Below are 23,997 nucleotides of genomic sequence, written 5' to 3'. Positions count from 1 at the left end.
CAGCCTAAATGGTCAGCCGCGCTGCCCCGGCAGCAGGCCCCGCTCCATTCGCTGACGCACATTCCGGCGGAAGTAGAGGAGGTAGCCCCACAGGATGGCGAACACCACCCCGACCGCACCGATCGACACGTGGACGAAGAACCCGAGCAGGAGCCCCACCTGCAACAACAGGTTGTACTTCATGGCCCACGGACGGCCCTGCAGACCCGCCCCCAGGATCATGAGCACCGCCAGCCCCACCAGGTACGTTCCCGACCACCAGGTGAGTCCGCCGCCGACCGTCGCGACGACCGGCAGGGCGAGGAGCACCACGATCGCTTCCAGGATCAGAGATCCCGCGACCACGCCGCGGAAGCCCTTCCACGGGTCCCTGGTCGGCGGGCCGAACTCCGGTTCCGAAGCACGGGGGTCCTGCTCGCTCACGCTGGGTCCTTTCCGAAGAGGGTGCGGGCCGCACCGGCGGTCACCACTGATCCGGTGACCACGACGCCCGCCCCCGATACTGCCTCACCGGGCTCGGCGACCTCCTCGGCCAGTCCGATGGCCGTTTCCAGTGCGTCCGCGAGGGTCGGCGCCACCACGACGCGTTCGTCGCCGAACTTCGCGACCGCGAGGTTGGCGAGGTCTTCGACGTCCATGGCCCGCGCCGAACCGTTGTGGGTCACCACGAGCTCGTCGAACACCGGTTCCAGTGCCGTGAGGATGCCGTCGACATCCTTGTCCCCCATCACGCTGACGACGCCGACGAGCTTGCGGAAGTCGAATTCGGCGGTCAGCGCGGCGGCGAGCGCGCGGGCGCCGTCCGGATTGTGCGCGGCGTCGAGGAAGACGGTCGGGGCGCTGCGCACGCGTTCGAGCCGGCCGGGATTGACGACCGAGGCGAACCCCGCCCGGATCGCGTCCTGGTCGAGCTGCCGTTCCGGGCCGGCACCGAAGAACGCCTCGACGGCCGCGAGCGCGAGCGACGCGTTGCGCGCCTGATGCTCCCCGTGCAGGGGCAGGAAGATGTCGGTGTAGACGCCGCCGAGGCCCTGCAGTTCGAGTTGCTGGCCGCCGACGGCGATCTGCCGGGCGAGCACCGTGAATTCGGAGCCCTCCCGCGCGACCGCGGCATCCACCTCGACGGCACGGCGGAGCAGCACGTCCATCACTTCCGGCGTCTGTTCGGCGAGGATGGCAACCGTGTCGCGGGGCACGAGCGCGTCCTCGCGGCCCTTCTTGATGATGCCGGCCTTCTCCCGCGCGATCCCGGCGAGGTCGTCGCCGAGATACTCCGCGTGGTCGAGGCTGATCGGGGTGATCACCGCGATCTGCCCGTCGATGACATTCGTTGCGTCCCAACGCCCGCCGAGGCCCACCTCGACGACGGCGACGTCGACGGGCGCCTCCGCGAACGCGGCGTACGCCATCGCGGTGAGCACCTCGAACTTGCTCATCGCCGGGCCGCCCGCCGCCTGCGACTGCTGGTCGATCATCTGCACGTACGGTTCGATCTCCCGGTACGTGTCGACGTAGCGGCGCGGCGACACCGGGCGTCCGTCGATGCTGATCCGCTCGGTGGCGAGCTGCAGGTGCGGGCTGGTGGTGCGGCCCGTGCGCCGGTGCAGTGCGGTGAGCAGTGCGTCGATCATCCGCGTCACCGACGTCTTGCCGTTGGTGCCGGTGACGTGGACCGCCGGGTACCCGTGCTGCGGTGACCCGAGGATGTCCATCAGCGCCGCGATCCGGCTCAGCGACGGCTCGATCTTCGTCTCGGGCCACCGCTTGTCGAGTTCCGCCTCGACCAGCGTCAACTCCGCGAGGTCGACGGGGCTGACTTCCTCCGGCGTGAAGTCGGGCGAGCTCACGCGCCTTCCAGCTCCTTCAATCGCTTGGTGATGCGGTCGATTTCTTCTGTCGCGATCTGCTGACGCGTCCGGATCTTGTCCTTGACGGCGTCGGGGGCCTTGGCCAGGAACGCCTCGTTGGACAGTTTCGCGGTGGTTCCGGCGAGTTCCTTCTGCGCGGCCGCGAGGTCCTTCTCGAGCCGCGCCTTCTCGGCGCCGAGGTCGACGTTGCCGGACGTGTCGAGGTCGACCGTGACGGTGGCCTTGCTCAGGCGCACCTCCACCGAGGCCGACGCGGCGAACCCGTCCTCCGGGTCCGTCAGCCGGGCCAGCGACGTGACCGCGGCGAGCTGCGTGCCCAGATCGGCCTCGGCGATCCCGCTGATCCGTGCGGGCACCCGCTGCGACGGCTTGAGTCCCTGATCGCTGCGGAACCGGCGCACCTCGGTCACCAGGCGCTGCATGTCCTCGACACGCTGCGCCGCAACCACATCCGCCGCGGCCCCGCTCGACTGCGGCCACTGCGCCACGACGATCGACTCGTTCTCGGTGAGCGCCTTCCACAGGGTCTCCGTGACGAACGGGATGACGGGGTGGAGCAGGCGCAGCAGCGCGTCGAGGACGTTGCCGAGCACCGCCCGCGTGGTCGCCGCGACCGTGTCGTTCTCCGCGAACTGCACCTTCGCCAACTCGAGGTACCAGTCGCAGACCTCGTCCCACGCGAAGTGGAACAGCGCCTCGCACGCCTTGCTGAACTCGTACCGGTCGAACGCTGCGTCGACGTCGCCGCGCACCCGGTCGAGGCGGTCGAGGATCCACCGGTCCGCGTCGGTCAGCTCGCCGCGGGCGGGCAGCGGCGCGGGCGCGGCCCCGTTCATGAGGGCGAACTTGGTCGCGTTGAACAGCTTGGTCGCGAAGTTCCGGGACGACTGCGCGTGGTCCTCGCCGACGGACAGGTCGCTGCCGGGGTTGGCGCCGCGGGCCAGCGTGAAGCGGAGCGCGTCGGCGCCGAAGCGGTCGACCCAGTCGAGGGGGTCGATGCCGTTGCCCCGGGACTTCGACATCTTCTTGCCGAACTGGTCGCGAACGAGGCCGTGCAGGAACACGTCCCGGAACGGCATCTGCGGTCCGGACTTGCCTGCGACGACGGCGTCGTCCTCCGACACATACGTGCCGAACATCATCATCCGCGCCACCCAGAAGAACAGGATGTCGTAACCGGTGACGAGAACGCTTGTGGGATAGAACTTCTCCAGCTCCGGCGTCTTCTCGGGCCAGCCCATGGTCGAGAACGGCCACAGCCCGGAGGAGAACCACGTGTCGAGGACGTCGGGGTCCTGCACCCAGCCCTCGGGCGCGGTCTCGTCCGGTCCGAAGCACGCGACCTCGCCGTCGGGGCCGTACCAGATCGGGATCCGGTGACCCCACCACAGCTGCCGCGAGATGCACCAGTCGTGCATGTCGTCGACCCAGGCGAACCATCGCGGTTCCTGACTCGCCGGGTGAATGACGGTGTCACCGTTGCGGACCGCGTCACCCGCCGCCTTCGCCAGGGACTCGACCTTCACCCACCACTGCAGCGACAGACGCGGCTCGATGGACTCGCCGGTGCGCTCGGAATGCCCGACGCTGTGCAGGTAGGGCCGCTTCTCCGCGACCACGCGACCCTGCTCGGCGAGCGCCTCCCGCACCTTGACCCGCGCCTCGAAGCGGTCGAGACCGTCGAACTGCGTTCCCGTGTCGGCGATCTTGCCGGTCTTGTCCATGATGGTCGGCATCGGCAGGTTGTGCCGCAGGCCCATCTCGAAGTCGTTGGGGTCGTGCGCCGGGGTGATCTTGACGGCGCCGGTGCCGAATTCGGGGTCGACGTACTCGTCCGCGATGATCGGGATGTCGCGGCCGGTGAAGGGGTGCTCGAGCGTCGTCCCGATCAGGTGCTTGTAGCGCTCGTCGTCGGGGTGGACGGCGACGGCGGTGTCGCCGAGCATCGTCTCGACACGGGTGGTGGCGACCACGACGTGCGGTTCGTCGTCGTTCAGGGAGCCGTACCGCAGGGAGACCAGCTCACCCTCGACGTCCTCGAACTTCACCTCGATGTCGGAGATCGCGGTCTGCAGCACGGGCGACCAGTTGACGAGTCGCTCGGCCCGGTAGATCAGACCGTCGTCGTACATGCGCTTGAAGATGGTCTGGACGGCGCGGGAGAGCCCGTCGTCCATGGTGAAGCGGTCGCGGCTCCAGTCGACGCTGTCGCCGATGCGGCGCATCTGGCCGCCGATGGTGCCACCGGACTCCCGCTTCCAGTCCCACACCTTGTCGATGAACAGTTCGCGGCCGAAGTCTTCCTTCGTCTTGCCGTCGACGGCGAGCTGCTTCTCGACCACGGTCTGCGTCGCGATGCCCGCATGGTCCATGCCCGGCAGCCACAGCACCTCGAAGCCCTGCATCCGCTTGCGGCGGCTCAGTGCGTCCATCAACGTGTGGTCGAGAGCGTGACCCATGTGCAGGCTGCCGGTCACGTTCGGCGGCGGCAGAACGATGGAGTATCCCGGCTTCTCGCTGTGGGGGTCCGCGCGGAAGTAACCGGCGTCTACCCAGCCCTGATACAGATCGTCCTCGACAGAACTGGGGTCCCAGCTCTTCGGGAGGGCATCGGCACGGTTCTGGGGATTTTCTGGAGCTGCACTGGTCACCCGTCGAGTCTAATGAACGCACCGACGACCCACGACGGGGCTACCGTGCGGCCCCGCTACTGGTCGCTGAACAGCGCGCGGTGCACCTCGGTGGCGGTGCGGTGCTCCGGGTCGACGGGACGCAGCGCCTCGCCGGCGTCTTCGCCGCCTGCCTGGGATCCTGCGGTGCTGTGCAGCTCGGAGAAGAGCTGCACGTGGTGGTCGTTCAAGGGATTCCTCCGGTTCGTCTGCCGCATCCGATGCGGCAACCACTCGAGAATGTCGAGTATGCATCGAAACCCCCGCCGATCGGCGGCGACACGGCGACGGCGCGCCGGTGGTGTTCCCACCGGCACCGGCAACGGGCTCAGCCGGACCGCTGCGCCACCACACACGCGAGGTACAGCGTCATCCCCAGGCCCGGTTCGTCCAGCGGCCGGCCGAGGAGCCCGGCGATCTTGTCGAGCCGGTTGGCGAGGGTGTTGCGGTGGACGTGCAGCCGCTTCGCCGCCCGGCTGGAGTTGAACCCGCACTCCCCCCACGCGATCAGGGTGTCCTGCAGGTGCGGCCAGTCGTTGTCGCCGGTCAACGCGCCGAGCACGGCCCGCGACAGCCGGTCGCGGGTTTCGGCCGGGATCACCGAGACGGCCTGGTGGAGACGGAACCGGACGATGTCGTGGACCTGCGCACGTGGGTCGAGGGCAGCGCCGAGCCGGAGCGCGTCGTACGCGTCCTGGGACGAGAGATTGAGCTGCTCGACCCCGTGCGCGATCGAGCCGATGCCCACCCGGGTGTCCCATCCCTGCTCGCGCACCGGGGTCACGATCCTCCGGCACCGATCCGCCAGGGCTGCATCCGCGGCCGGTGTCGGCGCGCTCACCACCGTGGTGACGGCGATGACCTGCCGGGCGAGCGGTGCCACCAGATCGGTCGCGGAATCGAAGGTGGCCTGCACGGCGCGCAGAACCTCGAGGGACACGGGCTGCCCGTCGACGGCGTCGTCGCCGGTGTGCCGGTCGTAGCTGATCAGGACCACGACCCGGGGCAGCCGCAGGTCGTAGCCCAGACCCTTTGCTCGCCTATGGATCTGAGCCTCGGTGAACGTGGCCCGGTGCCAGTCGCAGATGTCGCGGAGCAGTTCTTCCGCCGCCCGCTCGTAGGTCAGCCGGGTACCGATCCGCGAGGCCTCCTGCATCAGGATCTCGGTCTGCCTCTTGACCACCAGTCCGAACTGCTCCACCTGCTCGGGTGAGCCGGACAGCCCGATCGTGCCCACCACCTCACCGTCGATGACCAGTGGAATGGTGACGCCGGGCAGGCTGCCGACGAGGTCGCGGACGTCCGCGGCCGAGTGCGCGATCATCCGCCGCGCGCGGATCACCTCGATCGACGCCTCGTGGAACTGACCGATGCGACGCTCGTCCCCGCTGCCCACCACCGTGCCGGACGCGTCCGTGATGAGCACGTTGAACCCGATGACGTCGGTGATCTCGTTCGCGATCTGTTGCGCCAGAGCCTCACTCAGCATGGACGACCCTCCCGGCCCTTCTGGTTGACTGTGCATGTCGCACAAGCACGGACTGATTTCAGTGTAGATCAAGGTCAACTTGCCTAGTGACCACGGTCACAGCCGTTCCTACGATGGGTTCATCCCAACTAGGAGTTCACATGGCAATCCTCGACTGGATACTTCTCGGTGCCTACTTCCTGCTACTCGTCCTGATCGGCGTCCAGACCATGCGACGCGTCAAGTCCCCGGACGATTTCGCGGTGGCAGGCAACCGAATCATCTGGCCGGTCTTCTTCGGCAGCCTGGCCGCGGCCTTCCTCGGCGGCGGAGCCTCACTCGGCGTCGCAGGCGCCGCCATGCGCGACGGCTACGTGTACATGTTCGCGTTCTGCGCCTTCGGCGTGCAGACGGTGCTCGTCGGCTATTTCGTCGCGCCCAGACTCAAGAACTACGTCGGCGCCCACACCCTCGGCGACATCATGGAGGCCCACTACGGCCGACCGGCGCGACTGGTCACCGGCGTACTGTCCGTGGTCCTGTGCGCCGGCATCCTCGGGGCCCAGGCCCTGGCCATCGGCACCGTCGTCAACGCCACTCTCGACGTGCCCACCGTCCCCGCCGTCATCATCGGCATGGGAGTGGTGATCCTCTACTCCTCGTTCGGCGGCGCCTGGGCGGTCATCCAGACGGACCTGTTGCAGTTCGTCTTCCTGGGGGTGCTGCTGCCGGTGGCGCTCCTCATCGGGCTCGACGCCGTCGGCGGACCGTCGGCGCTCCTGGACAGTGTTCCCGCCGAGCACCTTTCGTTCATGGGCGACTACTCCCCCGCACAGTTCCTCACGCTGTTCGCCGCCCTGCTGCTCGGCGAGACGCTGGTCCCGCCATACGCGCAGCGGACGTTCTCCACCCCCGACTCGCGGCACGCCCGTAAGGGCTATGCACTGGCCGGATTCTTCTCGTTCTTCTTTTTCTTCACCTCGGCGTCACTCGGATTGATCGCACTCGTCCTGTACCCGGACATCGAAAGCGATCAGGCGCTTCCGACCGTGGTGATGAACCTGATGCCGGTCGGTGTTCTCGGCCTGGTGGTCGCGGCACTGATGGCGGTCGTCATGTCGACGGCCAGTTCGTATCTCAATTCCACCGCCGTCGTCCTCACCAAGGACATCTACCAGCCACTCAGCCCCACCGAACTGCCGCCGCCCCGGCGGCTCACCATCGAGCGGGCCACCAGTGTCGTCGTCGGCGCCGGGGCGACCATCTTCGCCCTCAGCGTTCCGTCCATCGTCGACGCGCTGCTCTACAGCTACACGCTGTGGGCTCCGACGGTCATCGTTCCACTGTTCGGCGCCGTGCTGTTCGGCGTGCGGTCCGCCCCCGCGGCACTGTCGGCGATCGCAGCGGGCGCGATCGTCACCGCGGTGTGGCAATGGGGTCTGGACGCACCGTTCGGACTGGACGGACTGGTTCCCGGCGTCGTCGCCAACCTTCTCGTCTTCGTCACGGTCGCCGTGGCCACCTCGTCCCGTTATCCGCGCAGGCAGGAGCCTGCCGTCCGCGTCACCGAAGGAGAATTCGCATGATCCCCGCCCTCCTCTATTACGGCGTGCCGGCCGCCGTCGTCACCGTCACCCTGTGGGTCGGCTTCCTCGGCTGGCGCTTCTACGTCAAAGAGGTGCTGCGCGGCGGCAGCGACAACACCGGACACGACCATGGGTGACCTCGTGGACGTTCCCGGCGTGACCACCGCCTCGAGCCCGTACCCGTCGGCGCGCAGGGTGGGCGACCTCGTGTTCGTCTCCGGCCAGGTCTCCTTCGACGACGCCGGCCGCGTGGCCGGAACCGACGTGGTGGAGCAGACACGCAACTCGCTCACCCGGCTCGGCCGGGTTCTCGCCGCCGCCGGGGCCACCCTGCACGACATCGCTTCGGCCACGGTGTATCTCACGAATGCCGGCGACGCCGCCCGCTTCAACGAGGAATGGATGCGCTGGTTCGGCGCGGAGCACCGCCCGGCCAGGGCGACCGTGGTCGCAGATCTCCTGGACCCGCGGTTGCTCGTCGAGATTCAGGCCATCGCCGTCACGGGCCGGCGCTCGAACGAAGGGAAGGACACGGAATGAAGGTGGCAGTACTCGGAGCAGGGGTCGTCGGGGTCGCGACCGCCCACGCGTTCGCCGAGCGCGGACACGACGTTCACGTCTACGACCGGCGCAGCGAAGTCGCGTCCGACACCAGTGCGAGCACCGCCGGGCTGATCGCCCCCGGCCACTCGTACGCGTGGGCGTCGCCGTCGGCTCCCACCATGCTGATCCGATCGCTGCTCGGCGCGTCGACCTCGATCCGCGTCCGGCCCCGGGCGGACGTCGACCTCGCCCGGTGGGGTGTGCGCTTCCTTCGCGAGTGCACGGCCTCCCGGTCGCGGTCGAACACTCTCGCGAAGCTGCGCCTGGCCCGGTACAGCCAGCAGCTGATGGACGAACTCGCCGTCCGCGAGAACCTGGAGTACCTCCGGACGGACTCCGGCGTGCTGTACCTGTACCGGGACGAAGCGGAACTCGAACGAGCGCAGGCGAACTCGCAGCTGCTCCGCGACCACGGACAGCTGCAGGACGTGCTGGGCCCCGACGAGATCGCGGCCGCGGAGCCCGCCCTCCGGCACGGGACGGCCACGTTCGCCGGGGCGATCCACGACCGCACCGACGGCACCGGCGACCCGCACCGATTCTCGGTGGGACTCGCCGAGGAATGCCGGCGGCTGGGGGTCCGGTTCCATCTGGGCACGTCCGTCGCGGGCCTCGAGACCGACGGCGCGGCCATCACGTCCGCCGTCACCGACCAGGGAAGGATTCGCGCGGACGCGTTCGTCCTCGCTGCCGGGGCCGCGAGCGCTCTCGTCGCGAGGAGTGTCGGCCTGCGCCTGCCGGTCTACCCGGCCAAGGGGTACACGCTCACCGCCACCGTCAAGGACCCCGAGCGCGCGCCGGTGGTCGGCGGCATCGACGAGAAGACGCTCGTCGCCTGGTCGCGGTTCGGGGACGAATTGAGAATGTCGGCGACCGCGGAATTCGTCGGGTACGACCGGAGTCACTCCCCCGCCGACTATGCGGGGATCGTGAACGCGGGGAACGAACTGTTTCCCGGCGCCGTCGACTGGGACACGGCCCGATACCGGACCGGCCTGCGGCCGATGACGCCTGACGGCCCGCCGATCATCGGACTGGGACGCCACGACAACCTGTACTTCAACACCGGTCACGGCCATGTCGGCTGGACCATGGCGTGTGGCTCGGCGCGCATCCTCGCGGACCTCGTGGACGAACGGCGACCCGACATCGACCCGAGTCCGTACTCCCCGATGTCGTCCCGTCGCCATCAGTGGAAAGTGGACGCGTAACGAATCACGCGGGCCCGACGACTATCCGGGCGTGCCCGCCGGAACCGGCGGCACACCGACCTCGCTGACCGCAACCCCCGACTGCGGTCGGCGAGGTCGACGCATCAGTCGCCGGACTATTCGCCCCGGCCGCTTTCGGCGTCCCGCTTGGCGAACGCGAGCTGAATCTCCCAGCCTTCGATGTTGCCTTCGAGGGCGGACGCGCGACACTCGGCGCTCGGGTACAGGGCGGCGAATCCGGACTCGACGACGCGCAGGAGGGTGCCGCCGTCCCGCTCGGACAGGAAGAATTCGACCAGGGTGGACGTGCCCTCGACGAGGGGCTGCGCGGGATCGTCTCCGCCGCGGAACGAGACGTAGTGGGGTGCGTCGGACTTCACGGGAAGTATCGGGAAGCGTCCGTACGGGGGGAACTCCACGACGAAGACGTTGCCTTCGCGTGTGGTGGTGGTCTTGCCGGGATCTCCGTCGCCGATGAACCAGCCGGGTTCACTCACCAGCCGGAACACCCGCTCGATGGGGGCGTCGATCTGGATCTCGCGCTCGATCCTGTCCTGGGACGCATCCGGAACGCTCATGATCATCCTCACCTCTCGACAATGTGCTACCCCACGGTTGCACATCGGCGGTTCCTTGCGCAACCCTCAGGTTGCACTCCATCGGAAGAATGAGGGGAAACGCATCCGGGTGCCCACCCCGACGCCGGACGGCGTGGGGCGGGCACCCGGGAAACGTGTCAGCTGAAGTGAGCCAGCAGGGCGTCGCGCTGACGGTCACCGAGGCCACGGAGGCGACGGGTCGGCGCGATCTCGAGGTTGGCCATGATCTCCTGGGCCTTGACCTTGCCGATCTTCGGCAGGGCTTCCAGGATGGCGCTGACCTTGGTCTTTCCGATGATGTCGTCGACATCGGCCTTGGAAAGGACCTGCTTGAGGGTGATGTCACCGGACTTGAGCTTGTCTTTGAGCTCTGCGCGTGCCTTACGAGCGGCGGCGGCCTTCTCGAGAGCTGCTGCCCGCTGTTCGTCAGTGAGCTGGGGAAGTGCCACGATGTCTCCTTCATTCGGGGTACGTATCGAACACCGTAGCGATCGAACGGCCACTTCACCGCATCCATCGGACGTGTCGCGCGTCCTGTCCGATTCGTCGGGCCCCTGTTCGCGGCTCCCACGGCACGAAAAATGCCAGGACACGAGTGCGGCGGTGTGCCATGCTCGACGGGTTCCGATCGGTTCACACGTCGACTCGAGGAAGGAAGTTGCGATGCGCGCACGGCCCACTGCCCACGCGGTCGCGTTGCGCCCGTCAGACCCGGGCAACGCCCCTTCCTTCGCCGGCCTGCAAGGCGAACGCGGGATCATGCCCGCCGCGAAGCCCCAGCGGACCGCCTGACACGCCCGAATCGACGATCGTCGCCCGGCGTGCCTCCACCGCCGCGAACCGACGACAGAACCGAGAACACCCGTGAGGCACCTCTCCCGTAACCCGCCCTCGACCGCGCTCGACGCCCGCACCTGGTCGCGTGCCGCCGTGCTGGTCCTCAACGTGACATTCGAGGCGCTCTGTGAGATTCCCGCGGAACGCGCGGTGGTGCTGATCAGTGTCGGCGCCGCCGAGACGGTCGCCGATCGAGAGCCGCCGTTCCCGATCCGGTCGCAGCACGTCGAGATCACCCTGCCGCAGACGATCCGCCTGCTGCGGTACGTGTACGTCCAGCACTCCGTGCTGGTGACCGACAGCAGTCGCGCGACGTTCGCGGGCGTGTTCCGGCGCGACCGCAATCGTTGCGGCTACTGCGCCGAGCCCGTCGCGACGACCATCGATCACGTGCTGCCGAGGAGCCGCGGCGGCCCGAACACGTGGGCCAACCTCGTGGCGTGCTGCGCCCCCTGCAACCAGAGGAAGGCCGATCGCACACCCGAGGAGGCGGGAATGCCGCTCCTGTGGGAGCCGAAGGCGCCGCGGCACATCGAGAAGGCGCAACGGCAGATCTGGCGGAATCTCGCGGCGGTGTAGCCGCGAGATCCCCGGGCATTCCGCCTCCACCGACCGACTTCTCCCGGAAAGGGGAGATCTCCCGATGACCGACGTCCTGGACACGACTCTGTCCACACTGCTGCCCGTCTCCGACGATCCCGCCGGGTGGGTCGACGCGGCGTGCCGCGAAGACCCCGAGCCGGACCGGTGGTTCCCCTTCCCGACCGAGGATTTCGCGTACGCGCGCGACGTGTGCCTGCACTGCGCGCTGCGGATCCGCTGTGAACTCTTCGCCAGGGCGACCGCTCAGTCCGGGGTGTGGGGCGGCAAGGAATTCGACCGGGGCCGCGAGAGGCGGGCGTGACACCACCTCGACGCGGCCCCTGCGAACCGGTTACGTGCCCAGGATCTCGGGCAGCGCGACGTCCTCGCCCCGCACGTGCTCCGAGAGGAACGACAGCACCACCTGGTACCAGACCTTCGCGTTCTGCGGGGTGAGGATCCAGTGGTTCTCGTCGGGGAAGTAGAGGAAGCGGTGGTCGGTGACCCCGTCGTCGTCCGCGGGCAATCCCGACTCGGACAGCAGCTCGAACCACAGCCGCAGCCCGTCGCCGATCGGGACGCGAAAGTCCTTGTCGCCGTGGATGACCAGCATCGGCGTCACGATGTCCGCGACGTACAGGTGCGGTGAGTTCTCCACGGCCATCTCGGGGGTCATCTCCCGCTGCCAGTACCAGGCGGCGTCGGTGGTGGGGCCGAACTGGTCCAGCGCCCACAGGCTCGCGTGGGTGACGATCGCCTTGAACCGGTCGGTGTGCCCGGCGATCCAGTTGGCCATGTATCCGCCGAACGATCCGCCCATCGCCGCGGTGCGCTTCTCGTCGATCTCGGGCAGGGCCACCGCGGCGTCGGTGATCGACATGAGGTCGGTGAACGGCGCCTTCCCCCACTTCCCCCAGCCCCGTTCGACGAACTCCTGCCCGTAGCCGGTGGACAGGGCCGGATCCGGCAGCAGCACGGCGTATCCCCGCGCCACCAGCAGCCACGGGTTCCACCGCCACGACCAGGTGTTCCACGAACCCAGGGGGCCGCCGTGCACCCACAGCGCGAGCGGCACCGGCGCGTGCGCGGAGGCGCCGGTCGGCACCGCGAGCCATGCGCGCACCACCGCGCCGTCCGCGGCGACCGTCTCGACCTCCGTCAGCGTGCCCGGGAGTTCGGGGAAGTCCGCGGGCGCCTTCAGCAGCGACACGGCGCCGGTGGTGATGTCGATGCGCACCGGGTGCGGCGGCGCCGCGTACGACGCCCGCAGCGCGAACACCGTGGACCCGTCCGGAGCGACCTGCAGGTCGGTGTAGGCGAAGTCGTCGGTGGTGACCGGCATGGGGTCCGCGCCGTCGCGGAGGAGGAAGATCGGTGCGCGCCCGCGGTCGTCGGCGGTCACGAGCAGACCCGAGCCGTCGGACAACCAGACCACGGACGTGGCCCACCGGTCCCACCCGGGCGCCACGTCCGTGACGGTGCCGGTGTCGAAGCTGTACCGGTGCAGCGTGAATCGCGGCGCCGAGTCGGGTGTCGCGTGCGATTCCCGCGTGAACACGACGTGCCGTCCGTCCGGGGAGATCACCGGGTCCGACAGGTCGGCGTCGCCGTCGTCGACGAGGACGGTGCGCGCCCCCGTCTCGGTGTCCACACGCACGAGGATGTTCCGGATCGACGCCAGCGGGCCGGGAACCGTCCACGACGTCACGACGAACGTGCCGTCGTCGCTCAGCGCGTAATTCGCCTCCCGTAGCGCCGGACCCGGCATCGGCGTGAGATCGGTGAGCTGCGGCTCCTGCCCGTTCTCCGTGAGCGCGTCCAGCGGGGCGGACAGCAGGTGCGGCACGTCGGGGCCGAGATCGTGGTCCCAGTAGCGGATCGGGTAGCCCGTGTGCAGGATCGCCGAGACCTTCTTCTCCTTGCGCTCGGCGCGCACCCGCTCGTCGTCGGTGGACTCGCCGGATCTCCCCAGAACGCCCGTGGTCACGACGAAACGCGGCGCGCACCGTGCGGCACGGACCCCGGTGATGCCGCCGCCGCGTCGCGCGACGATCACCGCCTCGCCGCCCCGCGCGGGCAGTCGCCACAGGTCGTCGGGAAGGTCGTCCTCGTCCTGCGTCGGCCGGGAGGATGTGAAGAGCAGGTCGCCGTCGCTGGTGAACGTCGCGTTGGACTCCCCGGTGCGGCCCCGGGTGAGCCGGCGCGCCGCGAACTCGCCGGTGGGATCGATCTCCCACAGGGCGGTGACGTACTTCGTCGACTTCTCGTCGAGCGTCGACTGCGCGACGACGAGCCGTCGCCCGTCCGCAGACAGCGCGAGGCCGCCGACGCGGCCGAGCGCCAGATAGTCGTCGAGGTCGTCGAAAGGAGTTCCGGCGTGGAGTTCAGGAATGGCGGTCACGAGTCGTTGTTATCACGAACCGGGCTCACGCCGTCGGACATCCGCGTCTCAGGCGAGCAGGGGCGCGACCCGCGGCGGGATCTCGTTCAGCGCGTACGGCAGGCTCAGTACGGTACTCCACGCCATCGCCTCGGCGGCGGCGTCCTCGAGCGTGATCGTGCGACCGGCCTTGACCACGTCGAGTTCCTGGTAGATCGGCGTCTTGTCGAGTTCCGCGCGCAGCTTGTCGCCGTAGCCGCCGCCCGCGTACCAGACGAGGAGGTCGACGTTCGCCAGCGACAGCTGCTCCGTGCTGATCTCCGCGAAGTTGCCGGTGATCTGTTCCGTCACAGGGGGGTTCACGAAACCGAGTTCGGTGAAGAAGCGGACCTTCGGGTCCTCCGGGCCGTACACGCCGAACTGCCCTTGTCCCTTGAGCGCACCGACGAGGACGGTCTTGCCCGCGAATGCGGGGTTGGCGGCGCGGACGTCGGCGAACTGCGTCTCGACACCGGACACGAGTTCGGCGGCCTTGTCCTTCTTGCCGAGTGCGTCGCCGAGAATCCGCGTCTGGTCCTGCCACGGGACGCCGTAGTCGGCGAACTCCTTGGGCTGTGCGACCGTCGGCGCGATGGCGCTGAGCTTGTCGTACTGGGCCTGGGTGAGGCCGGAGTAGGTGCCGACCACCAGGTCCGGTGCGACGGCCGCGACCTTCTCGAAGTCGATGTTGGTGGACGCCGTGCCGACGATCTCCGGCTTCGCGTCGCCGAGGAGGTCCTGCGCCCACGGCCACACGCCGTAGGGGTAGTCGCCGTACCAGTCGAACGTGCCTGCCAGGGGGCCGCCGAGCGCGAGGATCGTGTCCTGGTCGTTGTAGCCGACGCTGACGATGCGCTGCGGGTCGACGGGCACCTGGGTCTCGCCGTACTTGTGGGCGACGACGGGGCCGGCGGGCTCGTTGCCGTCGCCGTCGCCGTCGGAGCTGGTGCAGGCCGCGGCGAACGCGAGCAGCGCTCCCCCGGTGCCCACGAGGAATCCGCGTCGGCTCAGGCCGATCCTCTGTTGACCCACGATCATGCGGCGACCCTCTCGTCTACCAGGTATTTCGATCCACTTAGGTAAGGCTTGCCGAGCTTAGCCTAAGGGTTCGCGCGGACGGGATCCCGCCACATCGCCCACAGTGTCGGCCCGCCGTCCGGGATCCGGATCTCACCGGTGACGTCGAAGCCGAACCGCTGGTAGTACGAAATGTTGTCCTTCTTGCTCGACTCCAGGTACGCCGGGATGCCGTCGGCGTCACACCGGTCGAGCCGCGACCGCAACAACGCCGTCCCGTAGCCGCCACCCCGCCCCGCGCTCGACGTCCCGATCGTCGCCAGGTACCAGTGCACGGGATCCACCGGGTGCGCGTCTTCGACGGTTCCGCTCACCGCGGCGCCGACGCCCAGGCGCGGACCGAACGCGCGGATCAGCCCGGGCAGGCTGAGGAGCGACGACCACGTCGACTGCTTCCAGCCGCCCGGCGGATCCCACATGGCGGCGCCGCGGATCACGCCGTCACCGTCCTGGGCGACCTCGGCGCCTCCGCCGGCGAGATGGTGGTGGCGGATCTCCACGCCGAACAGCCTCGGCAGGCCGCGCCGCCTGCGTTCGGGATCCGGCCACATCCACACCATCACGGGATCGTCGAAGAACGCGTCGGCGAGGACCCGCGCCAGTTCGGGGATGTCGGATTTGGTCGCGGCCCGCACGCTCACACCCATGCCCAGAGGGTACGGGTCCACGAGGGCTGCGCGCGGGAACGACGGGCGTCTAGACCGTGGCGTCGACGAGAAGTTTCGCGCCGGTCGCCGCCTGGACGTCCTCGACGCTGTGACCAGGCGCGGTCTCGACGAGCCGCAGGCCGTCGGGGGTGACGTCGATGACGGCGAGGTCGGTGACGATCTTCTGGACGCAGCGCTTGCCGGTGTACGGCAGCGTGCACTCCTCGAGGATCTTGTGCTCACCCTTCTTGGTGACGTGGTCCATCATCACGATGACCTTGCCCGCACCGTGGACGAGGTCCATCGCGCCGCCCATGCCCTTGACCATGGCGCCGGGGACCATCCAGTTGGACAGATCGCCGTGACTGCTGACCTGCATCGCGCCGAGAACGGCCACGTCGACGCTGCCGCCGCGGATCATCGAGAACGAGTCGGACGAGGAGAAGAAGGCCCCACCGGCCACCACGGTGATGGTTTCCTTGCCCGCGTTGATCAGCTCGGGGTCGACCTCGTCCTCGGTGGGGTACGGCCCGACGCCGAGGATGCCGTTCTCCGAGTGCAGGATGACGTCCTTGCCCGCCGGGATGTGACCGGGGATCAGGGTCGGCATGCCGATGCCGAGGTTGACGTACTGTCCGTCTTCGAGTTCGGCTGCGACCCGGGCCGCCATCTCGTCACGCGTCCAGCTCATGCCCGCACCGTCCTGTTCTCGATTCCCGTTTCCTGCTTGCCGACCTCGACCACACGCTGGACGAAGATGCCGGGGGTGTGCACCTCGGCGGGGTCGATCTCGCCGGGCTCGACGAGGTGTTCGACCTGCGCGATGGTGATGCGACCGGCGCCCGCGGCGTCGGGGTTGAAGTTGCGGGCGGTCTCCCGGTACACGAGGTTGCCGAGCCGGTCGCCCTTCCACGCGTGGACCAGCGCGAAGTCGGTGCGGATGGCGCGTTCGAGGACGAAGGACTCTCCGTCGAACTCGCGGGTCTCCTTGGGCTTGCTGGCGACCGCGATGCCGCCCTTGCCGTCGTAGCGGATCGGCAGACCGCCGTCGGCGACCTGCGTTCCGACACCGGCGGGGGTGTAGAAGGCGGGGATGCCCGCTCCCCCGGCGCGCATGCGTTCGGCCAGCGTGCCCTGCGGGGTGAGCTCGACCTCCAGCTCGCCGCTGAGGTACTGCCGCGCGAATTCCTTGTTGGCGCCGACGTACGAGCTGATCGTGCGCCGGATCCGGTGCTGCTCGAGGAGCAGACCCAGACCGAAACCGTCGGTGCCGCAGTTGTTGCTGACCGTCTCGAGGTCGGTCGCACCCTGTGCGAGGAGGGCGTCGACGAGGACCGAGGGGATACCGACGAGGCCGAAGCCACCCACTGCGAGGGACGCTCCGTCGGGGACGTCGGCAACGGCCTCGGCCGCCGTTGCGAAGACTTTGTTGACCATGTGACCCAGGCTACCGCAAAATGTTCGAGTAGTGAACACCCATCCACATTGCGAACAAATTGCGCCCCGCCTGTTGGCCCCATCACAGAACGCGACTACTATGTGCGAATAGCGGCCGACTGTTCACATCGAGAACGTGAGGATCTTCTTCCATGCTGCATCTGCCAGCCCACTACCAAGCCGGGCACGAAGCCAATGCCCCGCTGCTGTTCCCCGAGTACAAGACGACTCGGCTGCGCAGCCCCAAGAACGACCTGATCCTGATCCCGCAGCGGCTCGGCGAGATCACCGGTCCAGTCTTCGGCGACGCCGACGTCACCCAGGGTGAGAACGACATGACCCGCGCCAACGGCGGCGAGGCCCAGGGTCAGCGCATCATCGTCCACGGCCGCGTCCTCGACAGCGCCGGGAAGCCCATCCCCGACACCCTCATCGAGGTGTGGCAGGCCAACGCCGGCGGCCGCTACCGCCACAAGAACGATTCCTGGCCCGCGCCGCTCGACCCCCACTTCAACGGTGTCGCGCGCTGCCTCACCGACAAGCAGGGCCACTACGAGTTCACGACGATCAAGCCCGGCGCGTACCCGTGGGGCAACCACCACAACGCGTGGCGGCCCGCGCACATCCACTTCTCGCTCTTCGGTCAGGCGTTCACCCAGCGCCTGGTCACGCAGATGTACTTCCCGGACGATCCGTTCTTCTTCCAGGACCCGATCTACAACTCGGTGCCCGAAGCGGCGCGCGAGCGGATGATCAGCACGTTCGACTACGACCAGACCCGGGAGAACTGGGCCGTCGGATTCAAGTTCGACATCGTCCTGCGCGGCCAGGACGCGACCCCGTTCGAAGATGCGGAAGGCCACTGATGATCGACACCCAGAACCCGGACGCCCCGCGGTACCCGGTCTTCGCCCGGAGCCAGGACGAGGTGCCGTTCGGCGTCACCCCGTCCCAGACCGTCGGACCGTACGTCCACATCGGCCTGTTCCCCACGTGGGAGAACAGCGGCGACGCCGTCCCCGAGGATGCTCCCGGACGAATCACCGTGTCCTTCAACGTCATCGACGGCGCCGGTCAGCCCATCGGCGACGCGATGATCGAAACCTGGCAAGCCGACGCCGCGGGACGGTTCGACAGTCCTGCCGACCCGCGCGGTGCCGCCGAGGCGACCCCCGCCGGATTCCGCAGCCTGGCACGCGTGTTCGCCGACGAGAGCGGCACGATCGTGGTGCACACCGTCAAACCGGGCACCCTCCCCGCCGAGGACGGCGCAGTCGAGGCCCCGCACATCAACGTCGGACTGTTCGCCCGCGGCATGCTCGAACGCCTCTACACGCGTCTCTACTTCCCGGAGGACACGGACGCCCACGCGTCGGACCCCGTGCTCGCCGCCGTCCCGGAAGCCGACCGCCCCAAGCTGATCGCGGAGAAGACCGATCGCGGATACCACCTGACGATCCACGTGCAGAACACGGACGGACGGGAAACCCCGTTCTTCGCCCTGTAATCGGCCGCAAACCCAGAAAGGTGTCGCGTGTGAACTCTCCGGAGACCTCCCGGGGTGCCCTGTTCGATCCGACGTTCGGTGCCGGCGAGTTGTCGGCGCTGCTCTCCGACCGGGCGTGGGTCACCGCGATGGTCGAGGTCGAGGGGGCACTGGCCCGGGCGGAGGCGAAGTGCGGCGTCATCCCCGCCGCGTCCGCCGACGCGATCTCCTCCGTGTTCGCGCGCATCGTCGCCGACGGCTCCGTGAACGTCGGGGCCCTCGGCGACGCGTCGGCCGCGGGTGGCAATCCGGTGATCCCGCTGGTGACACTGCTCCGCAGCGAGGTCGCGGCCACCGAGGCCGGGGTGCCCGGAAGCCACGTGCACAAGGGCGCCACCAGTCAGGACATTCTCGACACGGCCCTGATGCTGCTGTGCCGCCGGTCGGGCGCGCACGTCCTGGCGTCCCTCGACGAGGCGGTGCTGTGCGCCGAGGCCCTCGCGCGAGCCCAGCGCGGCACCCCGATCGCAGGCCGCACCCTCGGCCAGCAAGCGCTGCCCACCACGTTCGGCGTGCTCGCCGCCGGGTGGATGACCGCACTGCACAGGGCTTCTCGCGCACTGTTCGACGCACTCGACGGCCTTCCCGTGCAATTGGGAGGCGCGGCCGGAACGTCCGCCGCGCTCTACCCGCACGGCCTCGACGTCGCCGACGTGCTCGCCGACGAACTCGGACTCGCGCGCCAGGACGTGCCCTGGCACACCGACCGCACCCGCATCGCGCTGCTCGCGTCGGCGCTCGGAACGGCCGCGGGCGCGGTGTCGAAGATCGCCACCGACGTCGTGTTCCTGTCGTCCACCGAGGTCGGCGAGGTCAGCGAGGGATCGCCCGGCGGTTCTTCGGCCATGCCGCACAAACGCAATCCGGTGGCCGCGATCGCCGCCCGCGCCGCGGCCCGCCGCACCTCGGGGCTCGTCGCGACGATCCTCGGCTCGATGGATCACGAGCAGCAGCGCGCCGCCGGCCCCTGGCATGCCGAGTGGGAAACCGTCACGGACCTGCTGCGCCTCACCGGTGGCGCCGTCGCGCGGATCGCCGACTCGCTCGGCGGACTGAACGTCCACTCCGACGCGATGGCCCGCAACCTCGACATCACCGGCGGCCTGCTCCTCGCGGAACGGGTCACCGGAGCCCTGTCCGCCCACACCGACAACGCGCGCGACCTCGTCACCGCCGCCTGCAGGAGCGGGCACCGTCTCGACGAGGATCCGGGGCTCCTCGACTACCTGCCCGCGGACGAGATCCGCGCCCTGCTCGACCCTGCCGGGTACCTCGGCCACGCCCACGACATCGTCGACCGCGCACTGGAGACAGTGGCCCGCGGCCGGGAAGGAACGCGATGACAGTCGCACTTGCACACGAAATCTCCGGACCCCGCAGCGGCGCGGCCGACGCCCCCGTCGTCGTCCTGCTCGGATCGCTCGGTTCCAACCGGTCCATGTGGGACCCGCAGATCGCGGCGCTGTCCGACGAATGCCGGGTCGTCGCCGTCGATCAGCGGGGCCACGGCGAGTCGCCCGCACCGGACGGGCCGTACTCCGTCCGCGAACTGTCCGAGGATGTTCTCGCACTGCTCGACTCCCTCGGAGTCGACGCCGCCCATTTCGTCGGACTGTCCATGGGCGGCGCGATCGCCCAGTGGCTCGGCGCGCACACCCCGCGGCGGGTGCTGTCGCTGTCGCTGCTGTGCACCGCCGCGAAGTTCGGCGAACCGCAGGGATGGATCGAGCGGGCCGCGGCGTCCCGCGCCGACGGCCCCGAGTCGCTCGCCGATGCCGTCGTCGCACGCTGGTTCAGTGAGGGCCTGGCCAAGCGGGACCCGGAGTTCGTCCGGCACTACCGCGACATGATCGCGTCGACGTCGCCCGAGGGATACGCCGCGTGCTGCGACGCCCTCGCCGACTGGGACTTCACCGCCGACCTCTCCCGGATCAGCGCACCGACACTGGTGATCGCGGGCGAGGAGGATCCGTCCACTCCGCCGTCGGTCATGCAGGTCCTCGCGGACGGCATCACCGGTGCCCGGTTCGAGGTGCTCTCCCCCGCCGCCCACGTCGCGAACCTCGAGCAGGCGGGTGCCGTCACGGCGCTGCTGCGCGAACACATCGCCGGCGGCGGGTACGCGCGCGGACGACGCGCCGCGCACGCACAGGGCATGACCGTGCGCCGCTCGGTGCTCGGCGACGCCCACGTGGACCGCTCCTTCGCCGGGACCACCGACTTCACGGCACCGTTCCAGGATTTCATCACCCGCACCGCGTGGGGCGACATCTGGTCGCGTCCCGCGCTGGACCACGAACTGCGCCGACTGCTCACGATCGCGATCCTCACCGCGGTCGGCAACGAGCACGAACTCGACATGCACATCCGGGCCGCCCTCCGCGCGGGCGTCGACGCCGACACCATCGGCGAAGTACTCCTCCACACCGCCGTCTACGCGGGAGTGCCCAACAGCAATCTCGGGTTCGCCCTCGGCAAGCAGGCCCTCGCCGACCTGGCCGCCGAGTCGACAGTGGAGGATTCGCAGACATGACAGCTACCGAACCGACGGAGAAGATCCTCCCGTCCCCCGACTACGTGCAATCGCTGGCCCGGGGCCTGGCCGTGATCCGCTGCTTCGACCACCAGAATCAGCGGCGCACGCTCAGCGACGTCGCCCGCGCCACCGACCTGACCCGCGCCACCGCGCGCCGGTTCCTGCTCACCCTCGTCGAACTCGGCTACGTCGCCACGGACGGTTCCGCATTCTGGCTCACGCCGCGGGTCCTCGAACTCGGTTACAGCTACCTGTCGAGTCTGTCGCTTCCGGAGGTCGCGCAGCCGCACCTCGAGAAGTTGAGCCACAAGGTCCACGAGTCGTCGTCGGTGTCGATCCTCGACGGCGCCGACATCGTGTACGTCGCCCGTGTGCCCGTCAGCCGGATCATGACGGTAGGCATCACCATCGGCACCCGGCTGCCGGCGTACGCGACGTCGATGGGCCGGGTCCTGCTGGCGGGACTGCCGGACGACGAACTCGACGCGTACCTCGAGAAGCTCGACATTCAGCGCCTCACCGAGCGCACGATCACGGCCCGCGACGACCTGAAGGCCGCGATCCTCGCGGTCCGTGCGGACGGCATCTGTGTTCTCGACCAGGAACTCGAGGCAGGCCTGCGGTCGATGGCCGCACCGATCCGGGGCGCCTCCGGTCTCACCGTTGCCGCGGTGAACATCTCCACCCCGGCCGCGCGGTACAGCCTCGACGATCTGCATTCCGATCTCATCCCGTCGCTGCGGGTCACCGCAACCGACATCGAACAGGACCTCGCCACCGTCAACCGCTGACGCTGTGCCCGAGGAATCTTCACGAAAGGCCTTTTCATGCGTGACGTCGTCATCTGCGAGCCCCTCCGGACGCCGGTCGGGCGGTTCGGTGGAGTGTTCAAGGACATCACTCCCCAGAGCCTCGCCGCCACCGTCATCACGGCGCTCGTCGAACGCACCGGCATCGACGGCAGCCAGATCGACGACGTCATCCTCGGTCAGGCGTCCCCGGGCGGCGAGGCCCCGGCCATCGGCCGGATCGCGGCCCTCGACGCCGGACTCGGCATCGACGTCCCGGGCATGCAGGTCGATCGCCGCTGCGGATCCGGTCTGCAAGCCGTCATCACCGCCGTGCTGCAGGTGGCGTCCGGCGGCAACGATCTCGTGCTCGCCGGGGGCGCCGAATCCATGAGCCAGGCCGAGTTCTACACCAACCCGAACATCCGCTGGGGCGTCAAGGGCGAAGGGGTGCAACTCGCCGACCGGCTCGCCCGCGCCCGCGTCACCGCCGGCGGCGCGAACTTCCCGGTGCCCGGCGGCATGATCGAGACCGCCGAGAACCTGCGCGCCGAATTCGACATCAGCCGGGAAGACCAGGACGCGCTCGCCGTGCAGTCGCACCAGCGTGCCGTCGCCGCGCAGGAGTCGGGTCGCTTCGCCGAGGAGATCGTCGGAGTGACGGTGCCGCAACGTAAGTCGGACCCGCTCGTCGTCGACAAGGACGAGCACCCACGCGCCGACACCACCGTGGAATCGCTGTCGAAGCTCCGCGCCATCCGCTCCAAGATCGACCCCGCGTCCACCGTCACCGCGGGCAACGCCAGCGGCCAGAACGACGGCGCCGCCGTGTGCATCGTCACGACCGCCGAGAAGGCGAAGGAACTGGGACTGAAGCCCCTCGCCCGGATGGCGTCGTGGGCGGTGGCCGGCGTCCCGCCGCGCACCATGGGCATCGGCCCAGTGCCCGCCACGGAGAAGGCGCTCGGTCAGCTCGGGCTGTCGCTGTCCGACCTGGGTGTCATCGAACTGAACGAGGCCTTCGCCGCGCAGACCCTCGCCGTCCTCCGCAGCTGGGACCTCGACCCCACCGACGAACGCCTCAACCCCAACGGGTCCGGCATCTCGCTCGGCCACCCGGTCGGAGCCACCGGCGGCCGCATTCTCGCCACCCTGCTGCGGGAGATGGACCGTCGCGAGTCCCGCTACGGCCTGGAGACGATGTGCATCGGCGGCGGCCAGGGTCTGGCCGCGGTGTTCGAGCGGGTCTGATTCAGCGGCTTTCAGCGCACGCACATCGGCGAGCAGGCTCCGGGCCTGCTCGCCGATGTGCGTCCGGGGCCGGTCACAACCGGTGCAACTCGACGGCGCCGAGTTCCCCGTCGCGGACGGTGGCAGTCATGTACGTGCAGTACTGCTGACGGCGTCGGTCCGTCGGCGATCCCGGGTTCAGCAGTCGCAGCCCGGTTTCGGTGGTGGTGTCCCAGGGAATGTGGCTGTGCCCGAAGATCAGGACGTCGGTGTCCGGGTATGCGGCGGACATCCGTTTCTCCCTGCCCGCGGAGGCCCCGGTCTCGTGCACGACGGTGATGTGGACACCGTCCAGGGTCACGTCGGCCCGCTCCGGCATCAGGGCGCGCAGGTCGTCGCCGTCGTTGTTGCCCCAGCACGCCACGAGTCGCGCCGAGCGTGAGCGCAGCGCCTCGAATGTGGGCAGGTCGACCCAGTCGCCGGCGTGGATCACCACGTCGGCGCGGTCGACCTCGTCCCACACCCGGACGGGCAGGTCTCGCGCCCGTTTCGGGACATGAGTGTCGGCGAGCAGCAATAACCTCACCTTTACAGTCTGCGCGAATCCGCACCCCTTCTCTGCATCCGCACCCGTTTTCCGTTTGTTGCCAGGGTGGTCGTGAGACACATCGTGGCAGGGGCGCGGGGAAGCGAGTGATGCATGATCGACATCGAGATCGGGCGCACCCCGACCGGCGGGAGGCAATTCCCGATTGCCTTTCGGCTCGAGTTCATCCACCAATGGGATGCTGCGACCGCCCGGGGCGCCAGGACCAGGTTGCTGCGCGAGCACAACCTCACCCGGGCCACCGTGCGGCGTTGGCTGCGCAGCCGTGACGAGGGAGAATTCACGGG

Annotated in this window: 25 protein-coding genes and 1 pseudogene; 13 read left to right on the top strand and 13 right to left on the bottom strand. The window is 69.0% G+C overall.

Translation table 11 applies throughout. From position 1 onward, the window contains the following. Positions 1-12: 12 nt before the first annotated feature. The 5 genes from ACFU5V_RS25890 to ACFU5V_RS25870 all read right to left on the bottom strand — a co-directional run bounded on the left by ACFU5V_RS25890 (position 13) and on the right by ACFU5V_RS25870 (position 6,026). Positions 13-423 carry a DUF4233 domain-containing protein gene (locus ACFU5V_RS25890; RefSeq protein WP_378437213.1) on the bottom strand — a complete coding sequence of 137 codons (411 nt, stop codon included), beginning with the start codon at positions 421-423 and terminating at the stop codon, positions 13-15. Further along, positions 420-1,847, bottom strand: coding sequence for a bifunctional folylpolyglutamate synthase/dihydrofolate synthase (locus ACFU5V_RS25885; protein ID WP_378702914.1), 1,428 nt, complete (start codon positions 1,845-1,847; stop codon positions 420-422). The genes ACFU5V_RS25890 and ACFU5V_RS25885 overlap by 4 nt, the downstream gene beginning before the upstream one ends. Continuing rightward, positions 1,844-4,519, bottom strand: a complete 2,676-nt coding sequence (locus ACFU5V_RS25880; protein WP_378702913.1) for a valine--tRNA ligase — start codon at positions 4,517-4,519, stop codon at positions 1,844-1,846. Before ACFU5V_RS25880 ends, ACFU5V_RS25885 begins: the two co-directional genes overlap by 4 nt. A gap of 56 nt (positions 4,520-4,575) precedes the next feature. Then, complete coding sequence (locus tag ACFU5V_RS25875) at positions 4,576-4,728, bottom strand: hypothetical protein (protein WP_009474026.1); 153 nt, start codon at positions 4,726-4,728, stop codon at positions 4,576-4,578. A 137-nt stretch (positions 4,729-4,865) separates the two neighbouring features. After that, positions 4,866-6,026, bottom strand: coding sequence for a CdaR family transcriptional regulator (locus ACFU5V_RS25870; RefSeq protein WP_378702912.1), 1,161 nt, complete (start codon positions 6,024-6,026; stop codon positions 4,866-4,868). Between the two features lie 140 nt (positions 6,027-6,166). Between ACFU5V_RS25870 and ACFU5V_RS25865 the strand changes: the two genes are divergently transcribed. From ACFU5V_RS25865 to ACFU5V_RS25850, 4 genes are read left to right on the top strand one after another with little or no spacing between them, the layout of a single operon-like run. Then, positions 6,167-7,591, top strand: a complete 1,425-nt coding sequence (locus ACFU5V_RS25865; protein WP_378702911.1) for a sodium:solute symporter — start codon at positions 6,167-6,169, stop codon at positions 7,589-7,591. Then, the gene (locus ACFU5V_RS25860) at positions 7,588-7,728 is read left to right on the top strand and encodes a hypothetical protein (protein WP_378702910.1); all 141 of its coding nucleotides are present in this window, start codon (positions 7,588-7,590) and stop codon (positions 7,726-7,728) included. Before ACFU5V_RS25865 ends, ACFU5V_RS25860 begins: the two co-directional genes overlap by 4 nt. Next, positions 7,721-8,131 carry a RidA family protein gene (locus ACFU5V_RS25855; protein ID WP_378437200.1) on the top strand — a complete coding sequence of 137 codons (411 nt, stop codon included), beginning with the start codon at positions 7,721-7,723 and terminating at the stop codon, positions 8,129-8,131. Before ACFU5V_RS25860 ends, ACFU5V_RS25855 begins: the two co-directional genes overlap by 8 nt. Next, positions 8,128-9,405, top strand: a complete 1,278-nt coding sequence (locus ACFU5V_RS25850; protein WP_378702909.1) for a D-amino acid dehydrogenase — start codon at positions 8,128-8,130, stop codon at positions 9,403-9,405. The genes ACFU5V_RS25855 and ACFU5V_RS25850 overlap by 4 nt, the downstream gene beginning before the upstream one ends. Before the next feature lie 116 nt (positions 9,406-9,521). On the opposite strand, the gene ACFU5V_RS25845 is transcribed toward ACFU5V_RS25850, so the two are convergent. Further along, a complete protein-coding gene (locus ACFU5V_RS25845) occupies positions 9,522-9,989 on the bottom strand; it encodes an SRPBCC family protein (RefSeq protein ID WP_378702908.1) in 468 nt (155 codons plus the stop codon). A gap of 152 nt (positions 9,990-10,141) precedes the next feature. Then, positions 10,142-10,453, bottom strand: coding sequence for an integration host factor, actinobacterial type (gene mihF, locus ACFU5V_RS25840; protein ID WP_005248100.1), 312 nt, complete (start codon positions 10,451-10,453; stop codon positions 10,142-10,144). A 415-nt stretch (positions 10,454-10,868) separates the two neighbouring features. Here mihF and ACFU5V_RS25835 point away from each other — a divergent pair, with 415 nt between their 5' ends. Together ACFU5V_RS25835 and ACFU5V_RS25830 are read left to right on the top strand one after the other, a co-directional pair. Beyond that, the gene (locus ACFU5V_RS25835; RefSeq protein ID WP_378702907.1) at positions 10,869-11,420 is read left to right on the top strand and encodes an HNH endonuclease; all 552 of its coding nucleotides are present in this window, start codon (positions 10,869-10,871) and stop codon (positions 11,418-11,420) included. Positions 11,421-11,484: 64 nt separating this feature from the next. Continuing rightward, entirely contained in the window at positions 11,485-11,745 is a 261-nt protein-coding gene (locus ACFU5V_RS25830) for a WhiB family transcriptional regulator (RefSeq protein WP_124391198.1), read from the top strand. Positions 11,746-11,775: 30 nt separating this feature from the next. Here ACFU5V_RS25830 and ACFU5V_RS25825 read toward each other — a convergent pair whose 3' ends face one another. The 5 genes from ACFU5V_RS25825 to ACFU5V_RS25805 form a co-directional block, all read right to left on the bottom strand. Then, the gene (locus ACFU5V_RS25825; protein ID WP_378702906.1) at positions 11,776-13,824 is read right to left on the bottom strand and encodes a prolyl oligopeptidase family serine peptidase; all 2,049 of its coding nucleotides are present in this window, start codon (positions 13,822-13,824) and stop codon (positions 11,776-11,778) included. Positions 13,825-13,872: 48 nt separating this feature from the next. Beyond that, the gene (locus ACFU5V_RS25820; RefSeq protein ID WP_378702905.1) at positions 13,873-14,880 is read right to left on the bottom strand and encodes an iron-siderophore ABC transporter substrate-binding protein; all 1,008 of its coding nucleotides are present in this window, start codon (positions 14,878-14,880) and stop codon (positions 13,873-13,875) included. A gap of 62 nt (positions 14,881-14,942) precedes the next feature. Beyond that, positions 14,943-15,566 carry a GNAT family N-acetyltransferase gene (locus ACFU5V_RS25815; protein ID WP_378702904.1) on the bottom strand — a complete coding sequence of 208 codons (624 nt, stop codon included), beginning with the start codon at positions 15,564-15,566 and terminating at the stop codon, positions 14,943-14,945. Between the two features lie 49 nt (positions 15,567-15,615). Beyond that, positions 15,616-16,257: a 3-oxoacid CoA-transferase subunit B gene (locus ACFU5V_RS25810; protein WP_072946559.1), complete on the bottom strand. Its 642-nt coding sequence runs from the start codon at positions 16,255-16,257 to the stop codon at positions 15,616-15,618. Continuing rightward, positions 16,254-17,003, bottom strand: coding sequence for a CoA transferase subunit A (locus ACFU5V_RS25805; RefSeq protein WP_378702903.1), 750 nt, complete (start codon positions 17,001-17,003; stop codon positions 16,254-16,256). Before ACFU5V_RS25805 ends, ACFU5V_RS25810 begins: the two co-directional genes overlap by 4 nt. A 152-nt stretch (positions 17,004-17,155) precedes the next feature. Here ACFU5V_RS25805 and pcaH point away from each other — a divergent pair, with 152 nt between their 5' ends. From pcaH to ACFU5V_RS25775, 6 genes are read left to right on the top strand one after another with little or no spacing between them, the layout of a single operon-like run. After that, complete coding sequence (pcaH, locus tag ACFU5V_RS25800) at positions 17,156-17,869, top strand: protocatechuate 3,4-dioxygenase subunit beta (protein ID WP_378438770.1); 714 nt, start codon at positions 17,156-17,158, stop codon at positions 17,867-17,869. Beyond that, on the top strand, positions 17,869-18,510 hold the full coding sequence (gene pcaG, locus ACFU5V_RS25795) for a protocatechuate 3,4-dioxygenase subunit alpha (protein ID WP_378438772.1): 642 nt from the start codon (positions 17,869-17,871) through the stop codon (positions 18,508-18,510). Before pcaH ends, pcaG begins: the two co-directional genes overlap by 1 nt. Before the next feature lie 29 nt (positions 18,511-18,539). After that, positions 18,540-19,892, top strand: coding sequence for a 3-carboxy-cis,cis-muconate cycloisomerase (gene pcaB, locus ACFU5V_RS25790; RefSeq protein WP_378702902.1), 1,353 nt, complete (start codon positions 18,540-18,542; stop codon positions 19,890-19,892). Then, on the top strand, positions 19,889-21,082 hold the full coding sequence (gene pcaD / locus ACFU5V_RS25785; RefSeq protein ID WP_378702901.1) for a 3-oxoadipate enol-lactonase: 1,194 nt from the start codon (positions 19,889-19,891) through the stop codon (positions 21,080-21,082). The genes pcaB and pcaD overlap by 4 nt, the downstream gene beginning before the upstream one ends. After that, entirely contained in the window at positions 21,079-21,876 is a 798-nt protein-coding gene (locus ACFU5V_RS25780) for an IclR family transcriptional regulator (RefSeq protein WP_378702900.1), read from the top strand. Before pcaD ends, ACFU5V_RS25780 begins: the two co-directional genes overlap by 4 nt. A 36-nt stretch (positions 21,877-21,912) precedes the next feature. Then, positions 21,913-23,124: an acetyl-CoA C-acetyltransferase gene (locus ACFU5V_RS25775; protein WP_378438780.1), complete on the top strand. Its 1,212-nt coding sequence runs from the start codon at positions 21,913-21,915 to the stop codon at positions 23,122-23,124. 73 nt (positions 23,125-23,197) lie between these two features. Here the strand turns inward: ACFU5V_RS25775 and ACFU5V_RS25770 are convergent, their stop codons facing one another. After that, complete coding sequence (locus ACFU5V_RS25770) at positions 23,198-23,689, bottom strand: metallophosphoesterase family protein (RefSeq protein ID WP_378702899.1); 492 nt, start codon at positions 23,687-23,689, stop codon at positions 23,198-23,200. Between the two features lie 114 nt (positions 23,690-23,803). Here ACFU5V_RS25770 and ACFU5V_RS25765 point away from each other — a divergent pair. Continuing rightward, positions 23,804-23,997 (top strand): annotated as a pseudogene (locus ACFU5V_RS25765) (hypothetical protein); the annotation flags it as partial.

Origin of the sequence: Rhodococcus sp. NPDC057529, from assembly GCF_042802055.1 — a bacterium.
Taxonomy (GTDB): Bacteria; Actinomycetota; Actinomycetes; order Mycobacteriales; family Mycobacteriaceae; genus Rhodococcus_F.
This window is presented reverse-complemented; position numbering and strand designations above follow the sequence as displayed.